Origin of the sequence: Cytobacillus purgationiresistens (genome assembly GCF_030813235.1) — a bacterium.
GTDB classification, from domain to species: Bacteria; Bacillota; Bacilli; order Bacillales; family Cytobacillaceae; genus Cytobacillus; species Cytobacillus purgationiresistens.
Genome location: NZ_JAUSUB010000017.1, coordinates 78,419 through 99,994, shown reverse-complemented (window position 1 = coordinate 99,994; position 21,576 = coordinate 78,419). Strand labels below are relative to the sequence as shown.

Here is a 21,576-nt window from a genome sequence, read left to right as displayed (position 1 = left end):
GGCTGAAAAGACAGAGGAATGATTGCCTCTGCCTTTCGAATTGGTTATTTTGAGCTCACTTTATTTTTCCTCTATTCCTTATCTGAGTTTGAACGGAGACAGATATGTCTGTCATTGGATAGAGTTCATCACGCCAATGTTCTAATTCATGATAGGTATATTTTGCACGGAATTTTTGCCCAACTTCAAGTACGTCTGCATGCTCCTGTTGTAATTTTACAAATAGATTGAGCAATCGTCTTTCCATCAGATCATTGAATCTCCCAATGATTTCCACTTCTGATAAATGATCCTCGGACTCTTCTACAACAATAATAAATTCAATATTAAGATGATACACAGGGCGACCATTTATTACTTCAGCAGTAAATGTTGGTTTTACTTTTTGGGGGAAGACTGCTGTCTTTTTGTCAATTTCTACCCTGGCATTGCGCTGCGATTGATTGGTAACAAAGTTATAGATTAATACTTCAGGAGGTTCAAGCTGCAAGGCCACATCTCCTTGCTTTAACGCTACACCGCCAAGGTATTCGATGGTTGTGTTCGTGCTTGATTGAACGACAGGCAAAGTGACATCACGTGTGTGTGAATGAATGCTTTGGTACACTTCCCATACCCGCGATAACGGCTGGTAGCTAGTCCAGCCTGAGTTTTTTTCGAAAAAGTTAAATAAGGGATTCCCGCTTTGTTCAAAAGAATCCTTTGTATTAAAAAAGAAGTCGCTAATATCTTCATCGCAGATAGCGACAGTTGGGGTGCTCGAGAACTCATCCATCTGGATAATCGCTTCTATCTCATCAGCTATGCCTTTTTGGGCTGTCTTCATATCAAAAATAATTAATTCTAAATGCAATAAATCTAAACTATTTTCCATATTGACTCTTAAGGTATCAATTGCCCGAGTTAATGTTGGCGCCTTCTCTTCAACTACCTGAACAAGCCGGCGGTCTCCAGTTATAGCGATGGGAATAGAAAAAAGGACATGGTACTCGTCGTTCTCATCGATAGAAATCCCCATAACAACGGGGAGGGCTCGGTGATTAATATCTTTTGTATCCCAGCACCCGCTTAGTAATAGCGTGGAACACAGTATAAAGAATGTTAGTAAACGCATTTGCTTCATGCTGTTTTCCTCCTTATGCCCAGCCAATAAAGGGCAAGGGGAATGCTGACAAATGTATAGATGCGCAACGGTGTACTCCATGTTACCGCTCTTTCAACCTGATTCCAGTTAACAAGTAAATAAGCAAATATGTATAAGCAAATAGAGACAATAATTAAGAAGATAATAGAGTGGGTGGTTTGAGCTTTCACAAATGCCTGATACAGCAGGCGTATAGTCAAAAGAGTCATAGCCAAGAATAAAACAGCAAAAATAATTAAGATTAAACAGAAGACGACACTTAAGCGTTCGAATACAGACCATTCTATATGAACGGTATCAAGTGCAGCTGGAAAAGGAAATAAGAAAAGACTTATCGCTTCTTGAGAATAAATAGCCAAAGGAATGTAGACGGCTATAAAGGCAAAAAGAATCCCTAATAAACCAAAATAAAATACAGCTCCGGAATTATACTTTATTTTACTCGGGATAAACCCTAAATAAGTAAAAACTGGCGCCTGAATGAAGAGCCCATCAATAAATGATTTGTCGAATATAGCATCTAGGCCAGGTGGGCTGAGTGGCATGATATTTGTCCAATGTGTATTTTGCAATGAAAACAGCAAGATAATAAAAATAATAGGTGAAACAATGATTGATATTAAAAAGCCGGTCCGTAGAATAGATTCAAATGAACCACAGGCAATGTATAGTGATGGGATCAGAAAGACAGCCATTGCCATTGGTACCGGTGTTTCACTTAAGAGTAAGTTGGCTGTGAACTCCGAGTAAGTTCTTAGAGATAAGACTACTAAAATGAGCTGGAAGAAAAATAGTGGAAGAAGACCAATATACAACCAGCTTTTTCCTCGCTGGCTAAAGGTTTCAATAATTGAATGGGGGGCTGTTTTCTTCAAGCCAAAAACATAAAAGTAAAAGATTAGGTAGCTTAAAGAAGACCATAGTAAAATAACAAGCCAATGACCTTGGTCAACTGTATCCACAACCAGTGAAGGGAAAAATAGAGAAACTAAGCCAATATGGGAAAGCAGCAATGTCACTATGATATACATTGTATTAATCTTCAATCTTAACCCCTTCCTTCTCAAAGCGAATAAAAGGCACACCAAATGTTTCCGTTCGTCCTAAGTAAGCACAAACAAGGAGTAATCCGATTAAAAGCCCAAGCATACCAATGAAAGCAGAAGTTGCGATAAGCAAGTACTTAAAGAACCGCAAAGAAACAGAGTGCTGAAAACCAACAACGGTACCTGTAGCGATGGTTGTCGCTGCAATAATAATAATTAGAATGCTGGAAACAAGCTGTGCTTCAACAACTGCCTGTCCTAAGATAATTCCCCCAACGATACCTAACGTAGAAGCAATACTGCTTGGAAGCCTAACGCTGGCCTCAGTAATCAGCTCGATAAGAATCAGCATAATAGTGATTTCAACAAATGCGGGATATGGCACAAATAAACGACTTTCCATAATCGTTAAGGCCAGTTCAATTTTCATCATTTCCGGATTCACAGTAACTAACGCTACATATAAACCTGGTAGCAATAAGGCAATTAGGATGCCTAAAATGCGAATACCATAAATAGCATGGTAAAGAAAAGTGGGGTAGTTCAAATCGTTTGGCTGCTTAAAGGTATCGAATACCGTTTTAAACAGCATTAGAGCAAATGGATAGCCATCCATAAAGAATACGATTCTTCCCCTTTGCAGAAAGTCTACTGCGTTAGTAGGCAATTCAGTTGTGCTTATCCTTGGCAATAGCGTATGGCGGGGTATTTGAATCGCTGTATTAATATCATTCAGATGGTTTATTTCTCCCTGGTTCTTTTCCAGTCGTTTAATCAGTTTCTTTATAAACGGAATACTTGGATCATTACGCATCGCAAGGAAAACAAATTTGCGTTTCCGCGTTTGACCTGCAACAGCAGTATAGGTTTCCAGGTATTCGGTCTGGATTTTATTCCGGCAAATGCCGATGTTAATGTTTATATCCTCGGTAAAGGAGTCTAGAGGTCCTTGAACCACTTGTTCGTTTTGCGGCTGATCAATAAAACGCTTAATAGGCTGATGAACAGCGTTTAAGGTTGCAAAGGTATCCTCCTCTTTCAAGTAAAGCAGAATCTCGCCCTTAAATAAGTGCTGGATTACCTGAGGAACATCAGTAGATTGCCATTGTAAAGTAGGCAATTTATCAAACTCAAAATAGGAAGTTTCTAAATAACTCAAAGATAAAGCTGTCTCAACAATAGATTCCAAAAAAATGATAGCGAGAGACTGTTCTTCTACTGTTCGTTCAATTATTTTTATATCAGCATGGACTTCTTGAAGCTGTTTTATCGTTTTCATAAATGGCTGAGTCATAAATCATAATTCTCCTAAAAAAACTTAATATAGTTAGCATTTACTCCTCTATAGGATTTATTCAGTAAAGATAGGTGATTCAAATAATCTATCCCTTTAGTTTTTCTATATCCACTCGAAACTGCTCAAGCTCATGCATGGGCTATTTTTTTATCTTGTTATGATGATTCACACAAGCTTCAACAGAATACATCTTAAAGCGTCTTTGTGAAAATAAGGTAAATAACATTTACAGAAAATTAAAAATATCTTAAAACACAGCAGCTTGGCGCCAAGTTACGATGAGGAAGTAGAGGAGGTCTGGCTGATGAATAGACGAAGAAGGACAAAAATTCTCATCCAAGGGAGCCCTTCCTTGGCGAAGGAAATGGCCGCTGAGGTGATTCAGAAATACCAAGTTAGTGAAATCTTAGCACCTCAATATGGACTGACGATGGTAAAAATGCGTGAGACTGCGAAGAATTCTCTTTTTTACATCGGAGAGGTTTTAATAACTGAAGCGAAGGTGGAGATAAAAGGCGAGATTGGCATCGGGCTGGTCGTTGGTATGAAGGACGACCTTGCGCAGCATTTGGCAGTTATTGATGCAGCTTATCAAGTCAACCTTCCGATCTCCTTGAAATGGGACGAAAAGCTGATGAAATTGGAGAAAAAGCTGCTAGTTGACCAAGCAAAAGAACAAGCAGAGATTTTTAAAACAAAGGTTCAGTTTCACACAATGGATGTTTAACGGATGAAAGGGGAGAGAGCGCATGGGGATCGATCAAATACATCACACGCAGCATGTTTTCCGAAAGATATTGGATAGTATGGCAAAGCCCGGTACGATTTCAACAATTACAGTTAATGAAGAGTCAAAAAAACGGCAACTCTCTTGTTATGATACGACGTTATTAGCGGCTTTAACATTGCTTGATGCAGAGGTTACCTTTCATATCCTGCCAGCAGATCAAATAGAGCTGAAAGAAAAGATTTCACAATATACATTGGCACAGCATGCCCCTATAGAAGAAGCAGATTTTATCATAGCGGTTAAGGGATGCGCAGAGAGAGAGCTTGTTGACGCCATGCTTGTCTGTAAAAACGGGTCATTAATTGATCCGAATGGTTCAGCTACTTGGATTATTGAAGAGGAGCACCTTTCTAATCAAGGGGGATTGACGTTATCTGGTCCGGGCATTCGGAGTGAAGCAGAACTTCACATCAGCTTCACGCTAGCCATGACGGCAGCTAGACAAGAGAAAATCAAAGAGTACCCCACCGGCATTGATCTCCTCTTCACTGACGAGGTCGGCCAGCTCGCTTGCTTGCCGAGAACGACGACTGTCATACATGCGGAAGAGGTGAAATAAATGGGCTATGTGGCTGTAAAAGGTGGAACAGAAGCCATTGAAGCTTCAATAAACAGGCTCCAATACGAGCGACTGCAGGGCGGGAAAATCATTGAAGTGGAAAACATTCTCGCAACAATGAAGGCACTTGTTGATCAAGTGATGTCGGAAAGCAGCCTGTACGCACCTTACTTAGCGGCGCTTGCAATTAAGCAGGCAGGGGGAAGCATGGAGGAAGCTGTGTTTCTTATGAGAGCACATCGCTCGACATTGCCCCGTCTTTATTACAGCGAAACGGTTGAGACAGAAGCGATGTTCACGAAAAGGCGAATATCAGCGAGCTTTAAGGACATTCCTGGCGGCCAGCTATTAGGCGCGACAACTGACTATACACATAGGTTACTCGATTTCAATTTATTGGATGAGGATTCTGATGAAAATGAGAAGTGGCTCCTGGACTATAAGGATCAATTGAGTAAAATCGAGCAGGGCAGGCAGCCAGAATTTTTTCCAAAGGTAGTCGATTACCTTCGCGAAGAAGGGCTGTTTAAGACGTATGAAAAAGATGAAAAGGTTCCATTTGATATTACTAAGCAAAGTATTCAATTTCCTGCTCCTAGAAGTGCAAAGCTGCAAACATTGACTCGTGGACAAACAGGGGCTGTGACTGCTTTGGGCTATGCTTCATTACGCGGCTATGGCCAGGTGCATCCAACTGTCGGTGAGGTGCGAGTCGGCAATGTTCCTATATATGTCGGTCACCCGTATGAAGACATGGATATTGAAGAGAATCATTATTATATTGGTGAAATGGAAGTGACGGAAGTTGAATCCTTCGTTCCCGTTAAAGTGAAGAATGAAGAAAATGAAGATGAAATGGAATTTGAGATAGGATACGGCGTCTGTTATGGACAAAATGAGACGAAGGCGATTGCGATGAGTATTCTTGATCAATGTTTAGAGCATCCGGGTTCTCCTTTTCCAACACATGATGAAGAATTTGTCCTGCTTCATATTGATTCGGTGGAGGCAACTGGCTTTATTTCGCACCTAAAGCTCCCTCACTATGTCACTTTCCAATCAAAGCTGGATAGCGTTCGGCAAGTTAGGAATGGAGGGGCAAGCCAATGAAGACAAATCATCACTTTGCGTTTTTTGATGAAGGATCTAAAAAAGAAATCCGCCGCGCAATTTTAAAGGCAGTTGCTATACCTGGGTATCAAGTGCCGTTTTCTTCAAGGGAGATGCCAATTGCCCGTGGTTGGGGGACTGGCGGTTTGCAAATCACGCTCTCCATCATTGGCTGTGAGGATGTATTAAAGGTGATTGATCAAGGATCGGATGAATCAGTCAATGCAGTAAGTATTAAGAAGCTTGTGCAGACGACAACAGGTGTGGAGGTAACAGATCTGACACAGGAAGCAACAATCATTCAGTCAAGGCATCGGATTCCTGAGGTTCCTCTGGATTCTAATCAAATCCTCGTCCTGCAAGTTCCGGCACCAGAGCCGCTTCGCGATGTGGAGGCAAGAGAATATATGACGAAAATCCTCCATTCTGAAGAGGAATATAGCGGTGCGTGGTTACAGCTTTTTGAACAGATTATGAAGTTTGGAAGAACGACTACGGGAGCGGACCACCCTGTTTATGTGAATCATCGTTATGTGATGGCGCCCAGCCCCATTCCAAGGTTTGATAATCCCAAAATGCATCAGTCTGAGGCTCTGATCCTTCTTGGAGCAGGCAGAGAGAAGAAGATCTATGCGGTTCCGCCTTTTACAGATGTGCGTTCACTTGCTTTCGATGATTATCCATTTAAAGTCGAGTCCTTCTCAGGCAAGCAATGTCGTCTTTGCGGTACGAGTGATGTGTTCCTGGATGAAGTGCTTGCGGCAGATACCGGTGAAGTAAGCTATCAATGCAATGACACCAGCTATTGCATGGAAAGACTGAATCAAGCTGAGAAGGCAGAGGTGGAGAATAACTATGCATGAACAACCAATGTTATCCGTTAGAAATTTAGAGAAGCAGTTTGGTCCTGGCTGCAGAATGTGCAAGAATCCTATCGGTAGACAGTTGGAAAAAAACTATTGCCCGCATTGCCGTACGGTCTATGCTTGTCAAAATATATCGTTTGATTTATTTCCTGGGGAAATATTGGGGATTGTAGGCGAAAGCGGCAGTGGTAAATCGACTTTGATGCAATGTCTTTATTTTGATGAAGAATTGACTGCCGGGGAGGCATCCATCAATATTTCAGACCTTGATGGAGAAAATGTATTCACTTTATCCAATCAGCAAAAGCGATATATTCGTAATCACTATTTCGGCATGGTCTATCAAAACCCGATGAAAGGTTTGAAAATGGATTTTTCAGCGATTGGGAATATTGCTGAGAAGCTCATTGCTGCGGGGGGCCGCAATGTTGCAGAAATGGAAGTAATCGGAAAAACCTTGCTTGAGAAGGTTCATATCCCGCTTTTTCGCATGAAAGAAGAGCCGAGACGCTTTTCGGGCGGAATGCAGCAGCGTGTACAAATTGCCAAGGCACTCTCCAATCAAGCGCCAGTCCTCTTTTTAGATGAAGTAACGACAGGGCTTGATTTATCTGTCCAAGCGAGTGTTCTAGATTTAATTAAAAAGATTCAGAGGGAACTAGGCATTAGCATGATTGTTGTATCGCATGATCTGGCGGTCATTCGGATGCTTGCCGACCGTACACTTGTCATGCTGAATGGTGCGGTAGTTGAAGAAGGCTTAACCGATCAAATATTAGAAGATCCGCAAAGCCCATATACACAGCAGTTAGTTTATTCACTGCTTTAGGAGGAGGGATAGAATGTTTGTCATCCATAATGGTCAAATAGTGATGGAAAAAGAGATTGTAAAAGGCTATGCGGTGGTTATTGAAGGAGAATCGATTCAAGCCATTATAAGAGAGAATGAGATCAATCAATACCCGCTGGCCGAATTAATTGATGCCAAGGGAGGGTATATTTCTCCAGGCTTTATTGATATTCATTCAGACTATATTGAAACCATTGTCTCCCCGAGGCCTACAAGTATGATGGACGTCGATATGAGCTTGCGAGAAGCGGAAAAAATATTAATCGGCAATGGAATTACTACAATGTTTCACTCGCTATCATTCTATCGCGAGGATATTTTTACCCATAAACCGATGCGTTATCCCAAAAATGTGCAACGGCTAGTGGACGCCATTCATGCAACCCATCATCAGCCCCATTTAATTCGTCACAGACTGCATGCCAGGTTTGAGATAGATAACCTTGGTGAAATTGACCGTCTTGTTTCCAATATTGAGGAGGGGAAAGTCCATTTGCTTTCATTTATGGACCATACACCAGGTCAAGGGCAGTATCGCGACTTAGAAATTTATCGCGATACACTGCGGGGCTATCGTGATTTAACTGAGGAAGAGCTGGATCACATTATTAGTGATCGAGTCAATAGTCCCACTATGAACATGGAGAAAATGAAAGAGGTTGCCGAGCTTGCGTTATCTCATGGCATTGCTGTCGCTTCCCATGATGATGATCATGTGCGAAAAATCGATTTGGTGAAATCAATTGGTACGACCATCAGTGAATTCCCGATTACATTAGAGGTGGCTGAAAAAGCGAAGAAATGTGGGCTTCAGACAATCGTCGGTGCACCGAACATTTTATTAGGGGGTTCTCATTCTGGTAATTTATCTGCAGCAGAAGCGATTGAACATAAAAGCGCAGATATTCTATGCAGTGACTATTATCCTCCGGCATTGCTGCATGCTGTATTTGCCCTTCATGAAAAATACGGGCATGATCTTCACCAGATGTTTATGATGGTGACGCTAAATCCTGCAAAAGCGGTAAAGCTGGATCAAGAAATAGGCTCCATCAAGCCCGGAAAAAAAGCGGATATTCTCATTATCGAGAGACTAGGTGATGGTTACCCAATGCTCACTGCCACAATGGTAAACGGTGATCTCCTTACGCAAACAAACTATCGCAGAATACCAGCGGGAATGGAGGTATTAGGATGACATTTTTGAGAATCGAGGGTTTTGGAAAGAAGTTTAACATCGCTCATCTACATCAAACCATCCAAGCGGTTGAGGAGATTAACTTTTCGGTAGATAAGGGTGAATTCATTGGAATTACTGGTAAAAGCGGAAGCGGAAAATCTACGATCTTAAAAAGCATTTACCGTACCTATCTTCCGGATGAAGGGCGCATCCTGTTCGATTCCGAGAAGTATGGTGAAGTGGATCTTTTAAAAGCCGAAGAGCGGCAAATCCTTTACTTAAGGAAATATGAAATTGGTTATGTCTCTCAATTTTTAAATGTGATGCCGAGGACGACCTCGAGGCAGCTCGTTGAACAATCTGTGTTAGAGATGGGGAAGGAGCCATCGATAGCGAAAGAGGAAGCAGAGCATGTCCTGTCACATTTTGAACTTGATAGAAAGCTATGGGATACCTATCCTACTACATTTTCAGGAGGAGAAAAGCTGCGGTTAAATATTGCGATGGCAGCAGTGAAGAAGCCGCGTCTCTTACTGTTGGATGAACCCACAGCGAGCTTAGATCATCAGTCAAAGCTAAAGGTGCGTGAAGTGATTGAAAAACTAAAAGCTGATGGTACGACGCTTGCAGGTGTGTTTCATGATATCGAGTTTATGGATGGTCTTTGCGACAAGGTGTTTGATATGAAGCTAAGAAAATATACAAATGCTGGAGCATTCATATGATTGCTGATTTGCATGTGCATAGTCACTATTCTGACGGTGCGGATAGTATGGAGGAAGTGCTGAAAAAGGCAAGAGAACAACATGTGACACATCTCAGCTTTGTCGATCATGATACAGTGGCTGGATTGGCAGAAGCTAAGGTGTTGGGTGAAGCCTATGACATGACAATTATTCCAGGAATTGAAATCTCGGCTTTCGATTTTAAAAGAAATCGCAAAGTCCATGTGCTGGGATATGACTATGTTCTGCAATCCTCACATATACAGGAACTTTGCCAGCCAGTGCTTGAAAGAAGACATGCCCATTCCTTATGGCAAATCGATCAAATAAGGAAAAGTGGAATTGAGCTTAATCCTGATGAAATTCTTGCGTCTGTTATGCCTGGCAAGGTTATTTATAAGCAGCATATTATGAGGCAGTTAACAGATGCACCCTATCATTCTAGTGAATATAAGAATTTATACCAGTCACTATTTAAAGGGGATGGTGTGGCAGCAGGTGACATCATATACGCTGACGTCTTCGATGCCATTCGTGCCATCAAGGCCGATGGCGGGCTCGCCGTCATTGCCCACCCAGGTCAGCTAGACTCCTATGATCTAATCCCTGAACTTGTTCCTATTGGCCTGGACGGAATTGAACTGTACCATCCAGACCACACCCAAACCGATCACCAAAAAATACAAACCCTAAGCCAGCATCACAACCTAATCACAACAGGCGGAACCGACTACCACGGCGCATTCGGTCCCCCCAGCCAACCAGGGGATTTGTCGAAATTTGTAGGTGACAGGCACCCATTCTGTCCGCCATTTGTGAAGTAGGTTTTGTTCTTGTAAAAAGACTGTAAATTCAAACATCTGGCGGGAGTTCTGTGTTTAAATGAAACTGCCAAAGGGATGCTTTAGAGTATAAAAATAGCTTTTAGGGAGTGATTAGGATGAGAAGGAAGAGCCCGGTTTTTATTTTAGTTTTGATGTTGATGTTGTTATTGGCAGCCTGTTCAGAAAGCAGTGGTACAGGGGGAAAGAATACAGAGGCAGCTGATGGGGAAATTGATATTGTTTGGTATCCCAATGAGTCTGGATCTGATATGAAATCTTCACGTGATGAAATTGGTGCATTAATCACAGATGCGACTGGTCAAGAAGTTAAGCATCATCTTACAACCGATTATGCAATCGCGATAGAGACGCTCGTGAATAATAACGCGGAGCTTGCCTTCATGGGTGCTCAAGGCTATATAGAAGCAAACAACAGAAACGAGGCCATCAAGCCCTTAGTCGTTCCAACAGGCAGCTCAGGCACGCTGGATGATGCCGTCTACTACAGCTGGTTAGCAGTCAATAAAGATGATCAAGAAGACTTCAAAGAAGCAGGAGAGTTCTCGCTAGATAAGATCGCTGAGAAAAAAATGTCATTCGTTTCAAATAGCTCCACTTCAGGCTTTAAAGTACCCTCATCAGGGATTATCTCGCACTTCTCCGATGAAAATTTAGCAGAGACTGATCTCATGGAGGGCGGTCCGTTATTCTCACAAGTACTTTTCGGAAACTCCCATCAAGGATCAGCGGTTAATCTACTTAATGGAAATGCTGATGTAGCAGCATTCTGTGATACATGTGTAGAGAATTATGTTGAGATTGTAGAAGGTGAACCGAACCGCCCTGGTTCAGTCTATCGGGTAAAAGACGATGCAGCAGAACCCTTTAATACGGTTACAGGGAAGGAGTTCATCCTAATCAGTGTGACACCAGTGTTAAATGCACCATTTGTTGGAAACATGGACCTCTTAGGTGAAGAAGGATTTAAGAAGCTGCAGGACTATTTCTCAGCTGATGAAGTCGCCAATAATGAAAAAATCTTTGTTCCTGAGGACTCAGGAGAATCCGCTCTATTTTTCAAAACAGGCGATGAAAGATTTGCACCTGTGGAAGATAAATGGTTTGATCCAATCCGTGAGCTATCCAAATAGTTATATGAAAAAAGATGAAGGAGTCGATTGCGATGTCTTTACTCCAAGTGAAAGACTTGAATAAATCTTACCAAACAGATACGAAAGTCTTAAAAAACATCAACTTTTCTGCTGGAACTGGCGAGTTTCTCTCAGTTATTGGTCCATCAGGTGCAGGGAAATCAACACTATTACGTTGTATCAATCGTCTCGTTCAGGCTGACAAGGGAGAAATCCTGTTTGGTGGACAGGATCTACTGAAGCTCAGGAAAAAGGAACTGAGAGCTGCAAGAACAAACATTGGAATGATTTTTCAGCATTATAATCTCGTTCCCCGTTTAACTGTGATAGAAAACGTCCTTCATGGAAGATTTGGTTATAAATCAACGCTTCAAGGAGTATTAGGACGGTTTTCCGAAGAGGAGAAGGAGCGGGCCTTCTATCTGCTTGAAAAGCTGGGTATCGAAGCGCATGCTTATAAACGATGTGATCAGTTAAGCGGCGGACAGCAGCAGCGTGTCGGCATTTGCCGGGCGCTCATCCAGAATCCCAAGCTGATTCTATGTGACGAGCCGATCGCATCACTTGATCCACATTCATCAAAGGTGATTATGGACCATTTAAAATCGATTTCTGAAGAGATGGGAATTACTTGTATTGTGAACTTGCATCAAGTAGAAGTAGCTCAATCGTATTCTGATCGCATCATTGGTTTGAATAATGGCAGCATCGTGTTCGATGGATCAAATTTCCAGTTGGATCAGTTATATATAAAAAGAGTTTATGGGATGGAAACAAGAGAGCTAATTACAGTTTAAGGGGCTATTGCGATGAATGAGAAGGCTTTTAAGCGAAGGAAACTACACTCAATTCTCTTTTTCCTATTAATCATCGGTGTGGCATTCATTTCTGCCTATATGACAGATTTCAATCTAGTTGAAGGGATGGCAACGATACCGACGGCACTAATATGGATGGCTGAGAACCTAATTATTACAACCGACACGCTAGCGAAGCTTCCGAAAATACTTGAAAAACTAAATGAAACAATCTTTATGTCGATTGCAGCAACCACAATAGCCGCCGCTATTTCTCTTTTCCTGGGAATAGCGGGCTCCACAACAACTGCAGTTAACGGCTTTTTTAGTACTTTAGCCCGTTTAATTGCTTCATTCGCCAGAAATATTCCTGTAGTTGCTTGGGCACTCATCTTATTACTGTCATTTGGACAAAACTCTATCACAGGATTTTTAGCCCTGTTTGTAGGGACGGTAGGGTTTCTAACAAGAGCATTCATTGAATCGATCGATGAAGCCGGCAGCAGTGCCTATGAAGCCCTCACAGCCACAGGCGCCACCTACTTTCAGGTCGTCGGAAAAGCAATTATCCCCCAATGCTTGCCACAAATGATTAGCTGGATCCTGTTTATGATCGAGACGAATATAAGAAGTGCGACATTGGTCGGCATATTAACGGGTACAGGAATTGGCTATGCATTTGACCTATATTATAAAATGCTGGATTATCAAGCCGTCGCATTAATTACTCTGCTTATCGTGGCAGCGGTTATCATTATAGAGCTGGCTTCTAATCATATAAGAAGGGTGATCTTATAATGGACTCGGTTTATTTGAAAAGGGATAAAGCAGGCCGTATCAACATTAAAGCAGGTAATAGGGTGAATAGTGTTATTAATTGGACAGTGCTTAGCCTGACCTTATTAACCGTCACCGCCTTTCTCTTCTTCGATTATACTGGCTTGGAAATCGGACGGGCAATAATGGAAACGGCTGTTAATTTAAGAACCATGTTTTTACAACCGTCACTTAATCACTTTAGCTGGGGAGAAGCCCTTTTCCAGGTAGGTGTTACGATCTCCCTTGCTGTGATTGCGACGATTTTAGGAGCTGTGATTGCGTTCTTCCTTGCCTTATGGTCTGCGGTGAATTTAGCAAATAAATGGGTGTCAAAATCAATTAAAATATTCGTTGCGTTTATCCGTGCGGTTCCAACCGTCCTATGGGTGCTAATCTTTGCCATTGCAGCTGGGTTAGGAAGTGAAGCAGCCATTCTTGGGATGTTGTTTCACTCGATTGCCTATTTAGTTAAGGCGTTTTCGGAGGCTTTTGAAGAAGTAGACAAGGGGATGCTTGAAGCACTAAGATCAACAGGGTCAGGCTGGTGGCATACCATCGTGCATGCAGTCCTGCCATCGACCTCGACTTATTTATTATCATGGACATTTTTAAGGTTTGAAATCAATTTTTCAGTGGCCGTAGCAATGGGAGCAGCTGCAGGCGCAGGCGGAATCGGCTTCGAGCTATTTATGGCATCAGGCTTTTACTTCGATCTGCGTGAGGTCGGCTTCATCACTTACGCTATTTTACTAGTAGCAATCGTGTTAGAAGTAGCATCGACTCACTTAAAAAAACGCTATTTCTCTTCATAATAAGAAAAGCGCTGGGCGGCTTGCTCTATCAATGATCGCAGACTAAGGGCGCAACGTCCTGTGGCAACGTCTGCATGAACCATATCCTGTGGGCCTCAAACTGGTAGGGCTTGTTCTTTCGATAAAGGAAACACGCTGAGCGATAGCGAACCGATGCTGACTTATCGTAGGGAGGAGACCGGAAGTTTGATGGGCGGTAGGAACTGGACATTTTTCTAATTGGGAATTTTATACTTTTTTATCTAATGAAAAAGATGAAAGCAAGAGCGCTTTCATCTTTTTATTATACTTCAAGACTTTTACTAGGCGATTTAGCTTTATATACTTGAAAAAGGAGCAGTGCAAACACGGACAAAATGATTCCAGAGATATAAGGAAAACCGATGGAAATGCTGAAAAGATACCCGCCAAGCGGTGGTCCAATAATTCTTCCTAAAGAATCAAATGATGATAACAATCCAGTTATATTTCCATGTCCTGTCTGCGAAGATTTTGTTAGTAAGGATGAGACTGCTGGCCGAATTGCACCATTCCCCATACCGAAAATCGTTAAGAAGATGGCAGCTGTAGTAAAGCTGCTAATTGTAAGAATAAGTGCCATCCCAATAATTGAAACAATCATCCCGCCTTGAATGACCGTACCCTCACCATATTTCTTTGACAGTCTGCCGACAAGTCCGCCTTGCACAAGTGCAGATCCAAATCCCATAATCATGAAAATTAGTCCGAGCTGAGCGATACCAAGCCCTGCTTTTTGTGAAGCAAAGTATGCGAAAGTTGCTTCAAGCCCTGCGAGTGAGAGGGATACGAATAAATTCAGTATAAATAACACTGAAGTCGTTCCTTGGAAGGCATTAAGTATGGAAGGTCTTTTGGCGCCTTGCTTAGTCCTCGCTTCTTCTGTAAGTGATTCTTTTAAAACAAATAGGACAAATAAGCTCGTAATGAAGGATAAAATACCTGCAACATAGAAGGGTGCACTCATGCTTGTTTGCGAAAATAGACCGCCGATAGCCGGACCGAAAATGAAGCCAAGTCCAGTCGCCGCACCGATCATGCCCATTCCTTTTGCACGGTCTTCCTCTGTTGTTATATCTGCTACATAAGCCATAGCAGTTGGCATGTTCGCTGCTGAAAGTGTTCCGCCAATAATTCTAGCAACAAATAACATCCATAAGTCATTAGATAACGCCATTAAGAAGAAGGAGAGTGATAATCCTAAAATCCCAATCATAATGACTGGTTTTCTCCCGTAACGATCGGAAATACGCCCCCACATGGGTGCGAAAATAAACTGCATCAAAGAATAAATCGCCATCAATAAACCAAGCTGTGCTGGTGTGGCACCAATTTCCTCTGCGTAAAACGGGATGACTGGAATGATGATTCCAAACCCTGACATCACAAGGAACATCACCGCAAAGAGTATAGGTAATGCCTTTTTCTTTTCCACTATGTAGTCACTCCAATATTCAAATAAAAACATAATTCAGTTACATAAATATCATAAGGAAAAAATATGAAAAAAGAAAGGCAAAGAAACAAATTGATATAATTCTGCCTTATTTAACTTAGTATTCCCATTAATAATCAATTAATAGCCCTGATTGCAAATCGGTTGTTAATATATCAATATATATTTTTTATCATTTATTATCTGATTTTATCTATATTTTCCCTTTTTTAAAAATAATGAAAAAAATATAGATTTTTTTGTATAATTATACTAAGATATTTAAAAGTCATAATTTTTTATTATTTCATTTATAGGGGGTACGACCTGGATGTCGAAGAAACAAAACAGAAAAGTGTTGATTGCCAGTCTTGTTGGCAGTTCAATCGAATGGTTTGATTATTTTCTATATGGAACTGTTGCCGCACTTGTATTCAACCAATATTTCTTCCACAGTGACGATCCGACGGTAGGTTTGATGTTAGCTTATGCATCTTTTGCATTGGCATTCTTCATTCGCCCGCTTGGAGGCGTGATTTTCAGCCATATTGGTGACAGAATTGGCAGGAAAAAGACACTAGTTATAACATTGACAATAATGGGTGGTTCAACGGTTTTAATGGGTTTTCTGCCTACGTACGAATCGATTGGGGTAATGGCACCTATTCTATTAATCATCTTGCGTTTAATTCAAGGGATTGGTCTTGGCGGAGAATGGGGTGGAGCTATTCTTCTTGCAGTTGAATATGCGCCAAAAGAAAAACGTGGATTATTCGGAAGTATTCCGCAAATGGGTGTTACAATCGGTATGCTTTTAGGTACCATCGCATTATCAATTATGACGCTTTTACCCGAAGACCAATTTATTTCTTGGGGATGGCGCGTACCGTTTATCATGAGTGCGTTGCTAGTATTCTTCGGTTTATGGATCCGTAAAGGGATCGATGAAACACCATCGTTTAAAAAAGCAAAAGAGAGTGGCGAAATCGCAAAGGTTCCTCTTGTGGAGACAATGCGTACTCATTGGAAAGAAGTAATTATTTCAGTAGGGGCGAAAGTCGTTGAAACAGCGCCTTTCTATATCTTTGGAACATTTATCGTTTCCTATGCCACGACACAATTAGGATTCTCGCGAACGGCTACCTTAGGGGCCGTGACAATTGGTACGATTGTCACAACCATCTTAATCCCGATCATGGGAAGCTTATCGGATAAGATTGGTCGCAAAAAGCTGTATGTAGGTGGTACAGTATTAATGGCACTGTTTGCGTTCCCGTATTTCTGGATGCTGCATCAGGGCACAGTAGCTTGGTTAATTGTAGCAACTGTCATTGGGCTAGGTATCATTTGGGCGCCGATTACAGCCGTACTCGGTACGATGTTCTCAGAAATCTTTAAATCCAATGTCCGTTATACTGGGATTACTTTAGGTTATCAAATTGGAGCTGCTTTAGCAGGTGGTACAGCTCCACTAATTGCCACAGCACTGTTAGCAGCCTTCGATAATTCTTATGTACCTGTTGCACTATATATCATCTTATGTTCAGTGATTTCACTTGTTGCCATTGTTGCGGTACGTGAACGCAGCAACAAGGAGCTTGATGAAGAGGAAGTAGCTTAAGCTTTTATAAGGGGATTCGCCTATGCGATTCCCTTTTCAAGATTGGAGGATTTTATGCTTATTTTATCAGAGAAGCAAATTCGTTCTTTATATTCAATGAAGGACGCGATTCAAGACATGGAAGCTGCATTAATTGCGTATGCAGAAGGGGAAATCCTAAATCCGCATCGTACTGTATTAGATTTTCCTTCTAAAAAGGCGTCTGCTTTATATATGCCGAGTGCAATGGAGCCCATTGGAAAATCCGCAGTAAAAGTCGTGACAATTTTTCCGGAAAATCCAAATCAAGGGATGAAAACCACTCAGGGTGTCATTTTATTGAGTGATTCTAATAATGGGGAGCATGTTGCCTGTATCAATGCGTCTTATTTAACAAGGTTAAGGACAGGGGCAATCAGCGGTGTGGCGACAAAGCGTTTAGCCAAGGAGAATGCTACAACGGTTGCAGTCATTGGCTGTGGGGCAATGGCAGAGGAACAGCTTCAAGCTGTTTGTGAGGTCAGATCTATCAAGCATGTCATTTTGTATAATCGTACGGTAGATAAAGCAGAAGCATTTGGCAACAGGATTTCAGATATTGTGCCTGGATTTGAGGGGAGCGTGGCGATTGCTGAGAACGCCGATGAAGCGGTTGCTAGAGCCGATATTGTCATTTGTAGCACCAGATCTGAGCAGCCGGTTTTTTCAGGAGCTTCTTTGAAACCAGGTACACATATTAATGGTGTGGGGTCTTATCTTCCTCATATGCAGGAAGTTGATTTAGAAACACTGCAAAGGTGTTCGAAAATAGTTGCTGATACGATTGAAGGAGTGAAGGATGAAGCTGGAGACTTTATCATCCCAGTTAATGCAGGGAAGTGGAGCTTTTCCGTTCTTCATGGCGAGCTGACAGAATTGGCTGCTGGCACTATTGCAGGAAGAGAAGCAGATGACGAAATCACTTTCTTTAAATCTGTAGGTGCAGCTTACTTTGATCTTGCTGCAGCAGCTTCCGTTTATGAGAAAGCGATTAAAGCTGGAGTGGGAACGGAAGTAGAGGTATAGAATAATGATGAAACACTGCGCCTAGCTCGCTATTATGAGCTAGCGTTTTTTATTTTATTAAGAAAATGAATATTGATTAATCGCAGGCTTAGGAAGCTAGAGGATGAGATTGCCATTTTGAAAAAGCATCATTGTTAGTTGTTTCCTCTTAGTAATCTTCTACCAACCATTTCAATCATCAAAAAAGGGTGATCCATATTATTGGACCACCCTGTACTATTTTATTTAATACCCTTCATAAATCCTTGGATCTTCGGTGCTAACATGAATAGCACGATGGATAGTACGATGGAAATACCACCGATGATCCCGAAGTAAGCCATTTCAGTTGCTGCTGAGTAGAACTTAACGACTTGGGCATTAATGGCCTGTGCAGCTGCACTTGCTAAGAACCAAAGGCTCATAGTTTGAGCAGAGAATGCCATAGGTGCTAATTTTGTTGTTGCTGATAAGCCAACAGGAGATAGACATAATTCTCCAAGCACTACAATGAAGTAGCTTAGTACAAGCCATAGTGGGCTTACTAGAGAATCAGATCCACCAAAGTATGCAGGTAGTAAGATTACTAAGAATGATAGCCCTGCAAATAATAGTGCCAATGAGAACTTTTGCGGAATAGTAGGCTGACGTTTACCTAATTTCATCCACAGCCATGCAAAAATAGGTGCCAATGTAATGATGAATAATGGGTTCAATGATTGGAACCATGCTGGTGAAATCGTAAAGCCCATAAATTGAAGGTTTGTTCGATTATCAGCATAACTTGCCAAAATGGTTGAACCTTGTTCTTGAATGGCCCAGAACATTACTGCTGCAATGAATAATGGTATGTAGGCGATGAGTCTAGAACGCTCTACATCTGTTGTCTTCTTACTGCGATACATCACAATAAAGTAGGCAGTAGGAATCCCTATACCTAATATCCCAACAAGAGCAATAAAGCTATCGAAAGTTAACATGCCTGTAGGGATCCCGACTGCAACTAGAATCGCAACTACAGCAATACCGATACCAATTCTTGTGTATACTTTGCCTTTTTCATCTGGCGCGAGTGGGTTTGGTACGTTGGTTCCTGCAAGGCCAAGATATTTTTTCTTTGTTACTAGAAATACGATTAAACCAATGAACATCCCGACTGCTGCTACACCGAATCCTAAATGGAAGCTGTAGATCATCATCTGTCCAACGATTAGTGGGGAAATGAATGCCCCAAGGTTAATACCCATGTAGAAAATACTGAATCCAGAATCGCGGCGATCATCATTTTCACTATAAACATCACCTACGATACTTGATACATTTGGCTTCAATAAGCCTGTACCTAGTACGATTAATACCATTGAAACAAAGAATAAAGCAATGCTTCCAGGTATAGCTAGCGCGATATGACCAAGCATGATAAGCACGCCGCCATAGAATACGGCCTTTGATGTACCAAATATTCGGTCTGCAAACCAGCCGCCAATGATACCGGACATATATACAAGTGAACCATATATGGACATAATCGATAGAGCAGTTGTTTGATCGAGTCCTAGTCCACCTTTAGATACTTCGTAATACATGTAATAAACTAGGATGGCTCTCATTCCATAATATGAGAAGCGCTCCCAGAATTCTGTGAAGAAAAGTGTAAATAGCCCTTTTGGATGTCCAAAGAATCCTTTTTGGGGCACACTATCCACAATTTTCTGTCTTTCATCTGTCATAGTTGGGCCTCCTTTTATACTTATACTATAATAACGATTTACTTAATTTTGGTCAAAAAGAAATTATGTGTTTTTCTAGCATTGTCACGTATATTTATTGATATAACAGTCTTTTTAGAATTAAATTAAGTTTTTTTAAAATAGTATTTCAATTATTTCGTTTTGAAATATTCATTTATTTTATTTTCGATAGAAATGGCTACGCATCTACCTCTGTATAGGTGGAAATGACTTAATATAAGTATTCTATATGAGGGATATTTTTATTCTGTTTTGTAGTGGAGAGAGAGAAAGAGGCGTGTGTATACATCAATGTTTACTTAAATACAAAAAAGAATACAAGTATGCATATTTGCACACAATTGCATACAATAATGTAAACATGTATGCAATTGTGTATAGTTATTATTAAATCAGTATGTATGCAAATATAAAACAAATGTATACATGAAGCGAATACAAGTATACGGAAGTTTGCTATTTGTTTGCGTTTTTACGGTTTGGTAACTTTTATCATCGATTCATTGCTAATTCTATTAATCTGATTTACTCTTAAAATATTACCTCTTCCTATGTGAAGAGCTTGAAAGGGTTGGATATTGTATGACGAGTTCTAGAATTGCAGCTGTCGATGTAGGAAACGACTCTCTGAAAGCCATTTTTGGGAAATTAGAAGCCGAAATAAATCTGCCGAATGTAATCGCAAGAGATATAGAAGACAGGCCGGTAATCGGAATTGAGGAACTGGACAGTAAAAACCCTCTAGATGGAATACATATTAGAGTCCATTCCCCTGCTCTAAAAGAAAATAATGTTATCTACCGTGTAGGGAATCTAGCGACTAAGAGCGATAATGCGTCTGAATTAGATCCTGGAAGCAGTAAGTCAGAAGAAGATCAGACATTGGTTATGCTATTCACAGCTCTAGCGTTAGACGCAGTAGGTGAAAATAATACAGCAGAGTTTAAAAAATCGGGCAATGTAGTAGATGCGAGCTATACGCTTGGGACAGGCCTGCCCCTCCGTGAAGTTAAAGAAGGAAAAGATTCAGGATATCGTTCAAAGCTAATGGGCTCTGTACATCAGGTTGAATTTTTAATCACCCCCAAATACCAAGGGATGAAGGTGAATATAAAGTTTGAAGAAGTAAAAGTATATCCTGAAGGTTTTGCAGCCTACATTAACCTTGTGATGGATAATCATCTAAATATCATTAATAAAGATTTAATTGATAAGCGTATTTTAATCCAGGATATCGGCGGACTTTCTACAGATATCGCAGTAATTAAAGACCGCAATGTTGATGATGATAAAGCGCAGGGCTTTAACCTTGGCGTATCAGAGTCATTAGAGGCCATTAGAGAAGAGATTAGAACGAAGCATGGTGTGGAAATGGACAGCCGTAGAGACGTGGTTGAGATCATTACGAGAAAGAATAACCGCAATCATATAATGGTGAAAGGCAGCCGGACAAGCGTCCACGACATTACTGACCGGATTCTGCTTGATCTTGCAAAGAAACAATATCGTCTTTTGCGTAATGTTTGGCAAAAAAATTCTCAAACAGAAATCTGCTACTTTGTTGGTGGAGGATCGATCGTATTGAAGGATTATATTAAAACCTTGAATAATAATTTAGATGGTTTTAATATTGATTTCTTTGAAGATGAAAAGGAAAGTATCTGGATGATGGCCAATGCATATTATAAATTAGTTGCTGACCATAGCAGGAGATTAAATAAAGATAAACAGGATAAAAAACCTGTAAAAACGAACTAA

The 21,576-nt window shown here is 41.0% G+C and carries 20 protein-coding genes; 15 read left to right on the top strand and 5 right to left on the bottom strand.

Annotated features, from left to right (window positions below):
• Positions 1 to 55 precede the first annotated feature (55 nt).
• The 3 genes from J2S17_RS18070 to J2S17_RS18060 are packed head-to-tail and all read right to left on the bottom strand — an operon-like array spanning position 56 to position 3,484.
• The gene (locus J2S17_RS18070; protein WP_307477171.1) at positions 56 to 1,123 is read right to left on the bottom strand and encodes a Ger(x)C family spore germination protein; all 1,068 of its coding nucleotides are present in this window, start codon (positions 1,121 to 1,123) and stop codon (positions 56 to 58) included.
• Positions 1,120 to 2,190 (bottom strand): GerAB/ArcD/ProY family transporter, encoded by a 1,071-nt coding sequence (locus J2S17_RS18065; RefSeq protein ID WP_307477170.1) that lies wholly within the window; start codon positions 2,188 to 2,190, stop codon positions 1,120 to 1,122. Before J2S17_RS18065 ends, J2S17_RS18070 begins: the two co-directional genes overlap by 4 nt.
• The gene (locus J2S17_RS18060) at positions 2,180 to 3,484 is read right to left on the bottom strand and encodes a spore germination protein (RefSeq protein WP_307477169.1); all 1,305 of its coding nucleotides are present in this window, start codon (positions 3,482 to 3,484) and stop codon (positions 2,180 to 2,182) included. The genes J2S17_RS18065 and J2S17_RS18060 overlap by 11 nt, the downstream gene beginning before the upstream one ends.
• A gap of 307 nt (positions 3,485 to 3,791) precedes the next feature.
• Between J2S17_RS18060 and phnG the strand changes: the two genes are divergently transcribed.
• The 12 genes from phnG (at position 3,792) to J2S17_RS18000 (ending at position 13,970) form a co-directional block, all read left to right on the top strand.
• Positions 3,792 to 4,214 (top strand): phosphonate C-P lyase system protein PhnG, encoded by a 423-nt coding sequence (gene phnG, locus J2S17_RS18055; RefSeq protein ID WP_307477168.1) that lies wholly within the window; start codon positions 3,792 to 3,794, stop codon positions 4,212 to 4,214.
• Between the two features lie 22 nt (positions 4,215 to 4,236).
• The gene (gene phnH / locus J2S17_RS18050) at positions 4,237 to 4,836 is read left to right on the top strand and encodes a phosphonate C-P lyase system protein PhnH (protein WP_307477167.1); all 600 of its coding nucleotides are present in this window, start codon (positions 4,237 to 4,239) and stop codon (positions 4,834 to 4,836) included.
• Positions 4,837 to 5,946 (top strand): carbon-phosphorus lyase complex subunit PhnI, encoded by a 1,110-nt coding sequence (locus J2S17_RS18045; protein WP_307477166.1) that lies wholly within the window; start codon positions 4,837 to 4,839, stop codon positions 5,944 to 5,946.
• On the top strand, positions 5,943 to 6,809 hold the full coding sequence (locus J2S17_RS18040; protein WP_307477165.1) for an alpha-D-ribose 1-methylphosphonate 5-phosphate C-P-lyase PhnJ: 867 nt from the start codon (positions 5,943 to 5,945) through the stop codon (positions 6,807 to 6,809). The genes J2S17_RS18045 and J2S17_RS18040 overlap by 4 nt, the downstream gene beginning before the upstream one ends.
• Positions 6,802 to 7,641 carry an ATP-binding cassette domain-containing protein gene (locus J2S17_RS18035; protein ID WP_307477164.1) on the top strand — a complete coding sequence of 280 codons (840 nt, stop codon included), beginning with the start codon at positions 6,802 to 6,804 and terminating at the stop codon, positions 7,639 to 7,641. Before J2S17_RS18040 ends, J2S17_RS18035 begins: the two co-directional genes overlap by 8 nt.
• Before the next feature lie 13 nt (positions 7,642 to 7,654).
• Positions 7,655 to 8,860, top strand: coding sequence for a phosphonate metabolism protein PhnM (gene phnM, locus J2S17_RS18030; RefSeq protein ID WP_307477163.1), 1,206 nt, complete (start codon positions 7,655 to 7,657; stop codon positions 8,858 to 8,860).
• Entirely contained in the window at positions 8,857 to 9,567 is a 711-nt protein-coding gene (locus J2S17_RS18025; protein WP_307477162.1) for a phosphonate C-P lyase system protein PhnL, read from the top strand. Before phnM ends, J2S17_RS18025 begins: the two co-directional genes overlap by 4 nt.
• Positions 9,564 to 10,391, top strand: coding sequence for a PHP domain-containing protein (locus J2S17_RS18020; RefSeq protein ID WP_307477161.1), 828 nt, complete (start codon positions 9,564 to 9,566; stop codon positions 10,389 to 10,391). The genes J2S17_RS18025 and J2S17_RS18020 overlap by 4 nt, the downstream gene beginning before the upstream one ends.
• A gap of 116 nt (positions 10,392 to 10,507) precedes the next feature.
• The gene (locus J2S17_RS18015; RefSeq protein WP_307477160.1) at positions 10,508 to 11,542 is read left to right on the top strand and encodes a PhnD/SsuA/transferrin family substrate-binding protein; all 1,035 of its coding nucleotides are present in this window, start codon (positions 10,508 to 10,510) and stop codon (positions 11,540 to 11,542) included.
• A 32-nt stretch (positions 11,543 to 11,574) separates the two neighbouring features.
• Entirely contained in the window at positions 11,575 to 12,339 is a 765-nt protein-coding gene (gene phnC / locus J2S17_RS18010) for a phosphonate ABC transporter ATP-binding protein (RefSeq protein ID WP_307477159.1), read from the top strand.
• Positions 12,340 to 12,351: 12 nt separating this feature from the next.
• Positions 12,352 to 13,137 (top strand): ABC transporter permease subunit, encoded by a 786-nt coding sequence (locus J2S17_RS18005; protein ID WP_307477158.1) that lies wholly within the window; start codon positions 12,352 to 12,354, stop codon positions 13,135 to 13,137.
• Positions 13,137 to 13,970: an ABC transporter permease subunit gene (locus J2S17_RS18000; protein ID WP_307477157.1), complete on the top strand. Its 834-nt coding sequence runs from the start codon at positions 13,137 to 13,139 to the stop codon at positions 13,968 to 13,970. The genes J2S17_RS18005 and J2S17_RS18000 overlap by 1 nt, the downstream gene beginning before the upstream one ends.
• A 283-nt stretch (positions 13,971 to 14,253) precedes the next feature.
• Here the strand turns inward: J2S17_RS18000 and J2S17_RS17995 are convergent, their stop codons facing one another.
• Entirely contained in the window at positions 14,254 to 15,423 is a 1,170-nt protein-coding gene (locus tag J2S17_RS17995) for an MFS transporter (RefSeq protein ID WP_307477156.1), read from the bottom strand.
• 331 nt (positions 15,424 to 15,754) lie between these two features.
• On the opposite strand from J2S17_RS17995, the gene J2S17_RS17990 reads away from it, so the two are divergent.
• Positions 15,755 to 17,044, top strand: a complete 1,290-nt coding sequence (locus tag J2S17_RS17990) for an MFS transporter (protein WP_307477155.1) — start codon at positions 15,755 to 15,757, stop codon at positions 17,042 to 17,044.
• Positions 17,045 to 17,098: 54 nt separating this feature from the next.
• Complete coding sequence (locus J2S17_RS17985; protein WP_307477154.1) at positions 17,099 to 18,088, top strand: ornithine cyclodeaminase family protein; 990 nt, start codon at positions 17,099 to 17,101, stop codon at positions 18,086 to 18,088.
• A gap of 221 nt (positions 18,089 to 18,309) precedes the next feature.
• On the opposite strand, the gene J2S17_RS17980 is transcribed toward J2S17_RS17985, so the two are convergent.
• A complete protein-coding gene (locus J2S17_RS17980) occupies positions 18,310 to 19,797 on the bottom strand; it encodes a peptide MFS transporter (RefSeq protein ID WP_307477153.1) in 1,488 nt (495 codons plus the stop codon).
• 603 nt (positions 19,798 to 20,400) lie between these two features.
• Here J2S17_RS17980 and J2S17_RS17975 point away from each other — a divergent pair.
• The gene (locus J2S17_RS17975; protein WP_307477152.1) at positions 20,401 to 21,576 is read left to right on the top strand and encodes a ParM/StbA family protein; all 1,176 of its coding nucleotides are present in this window, start codon (positions 20,401 to 20,403) and stop codon (positions 21,574 to 21,576) included.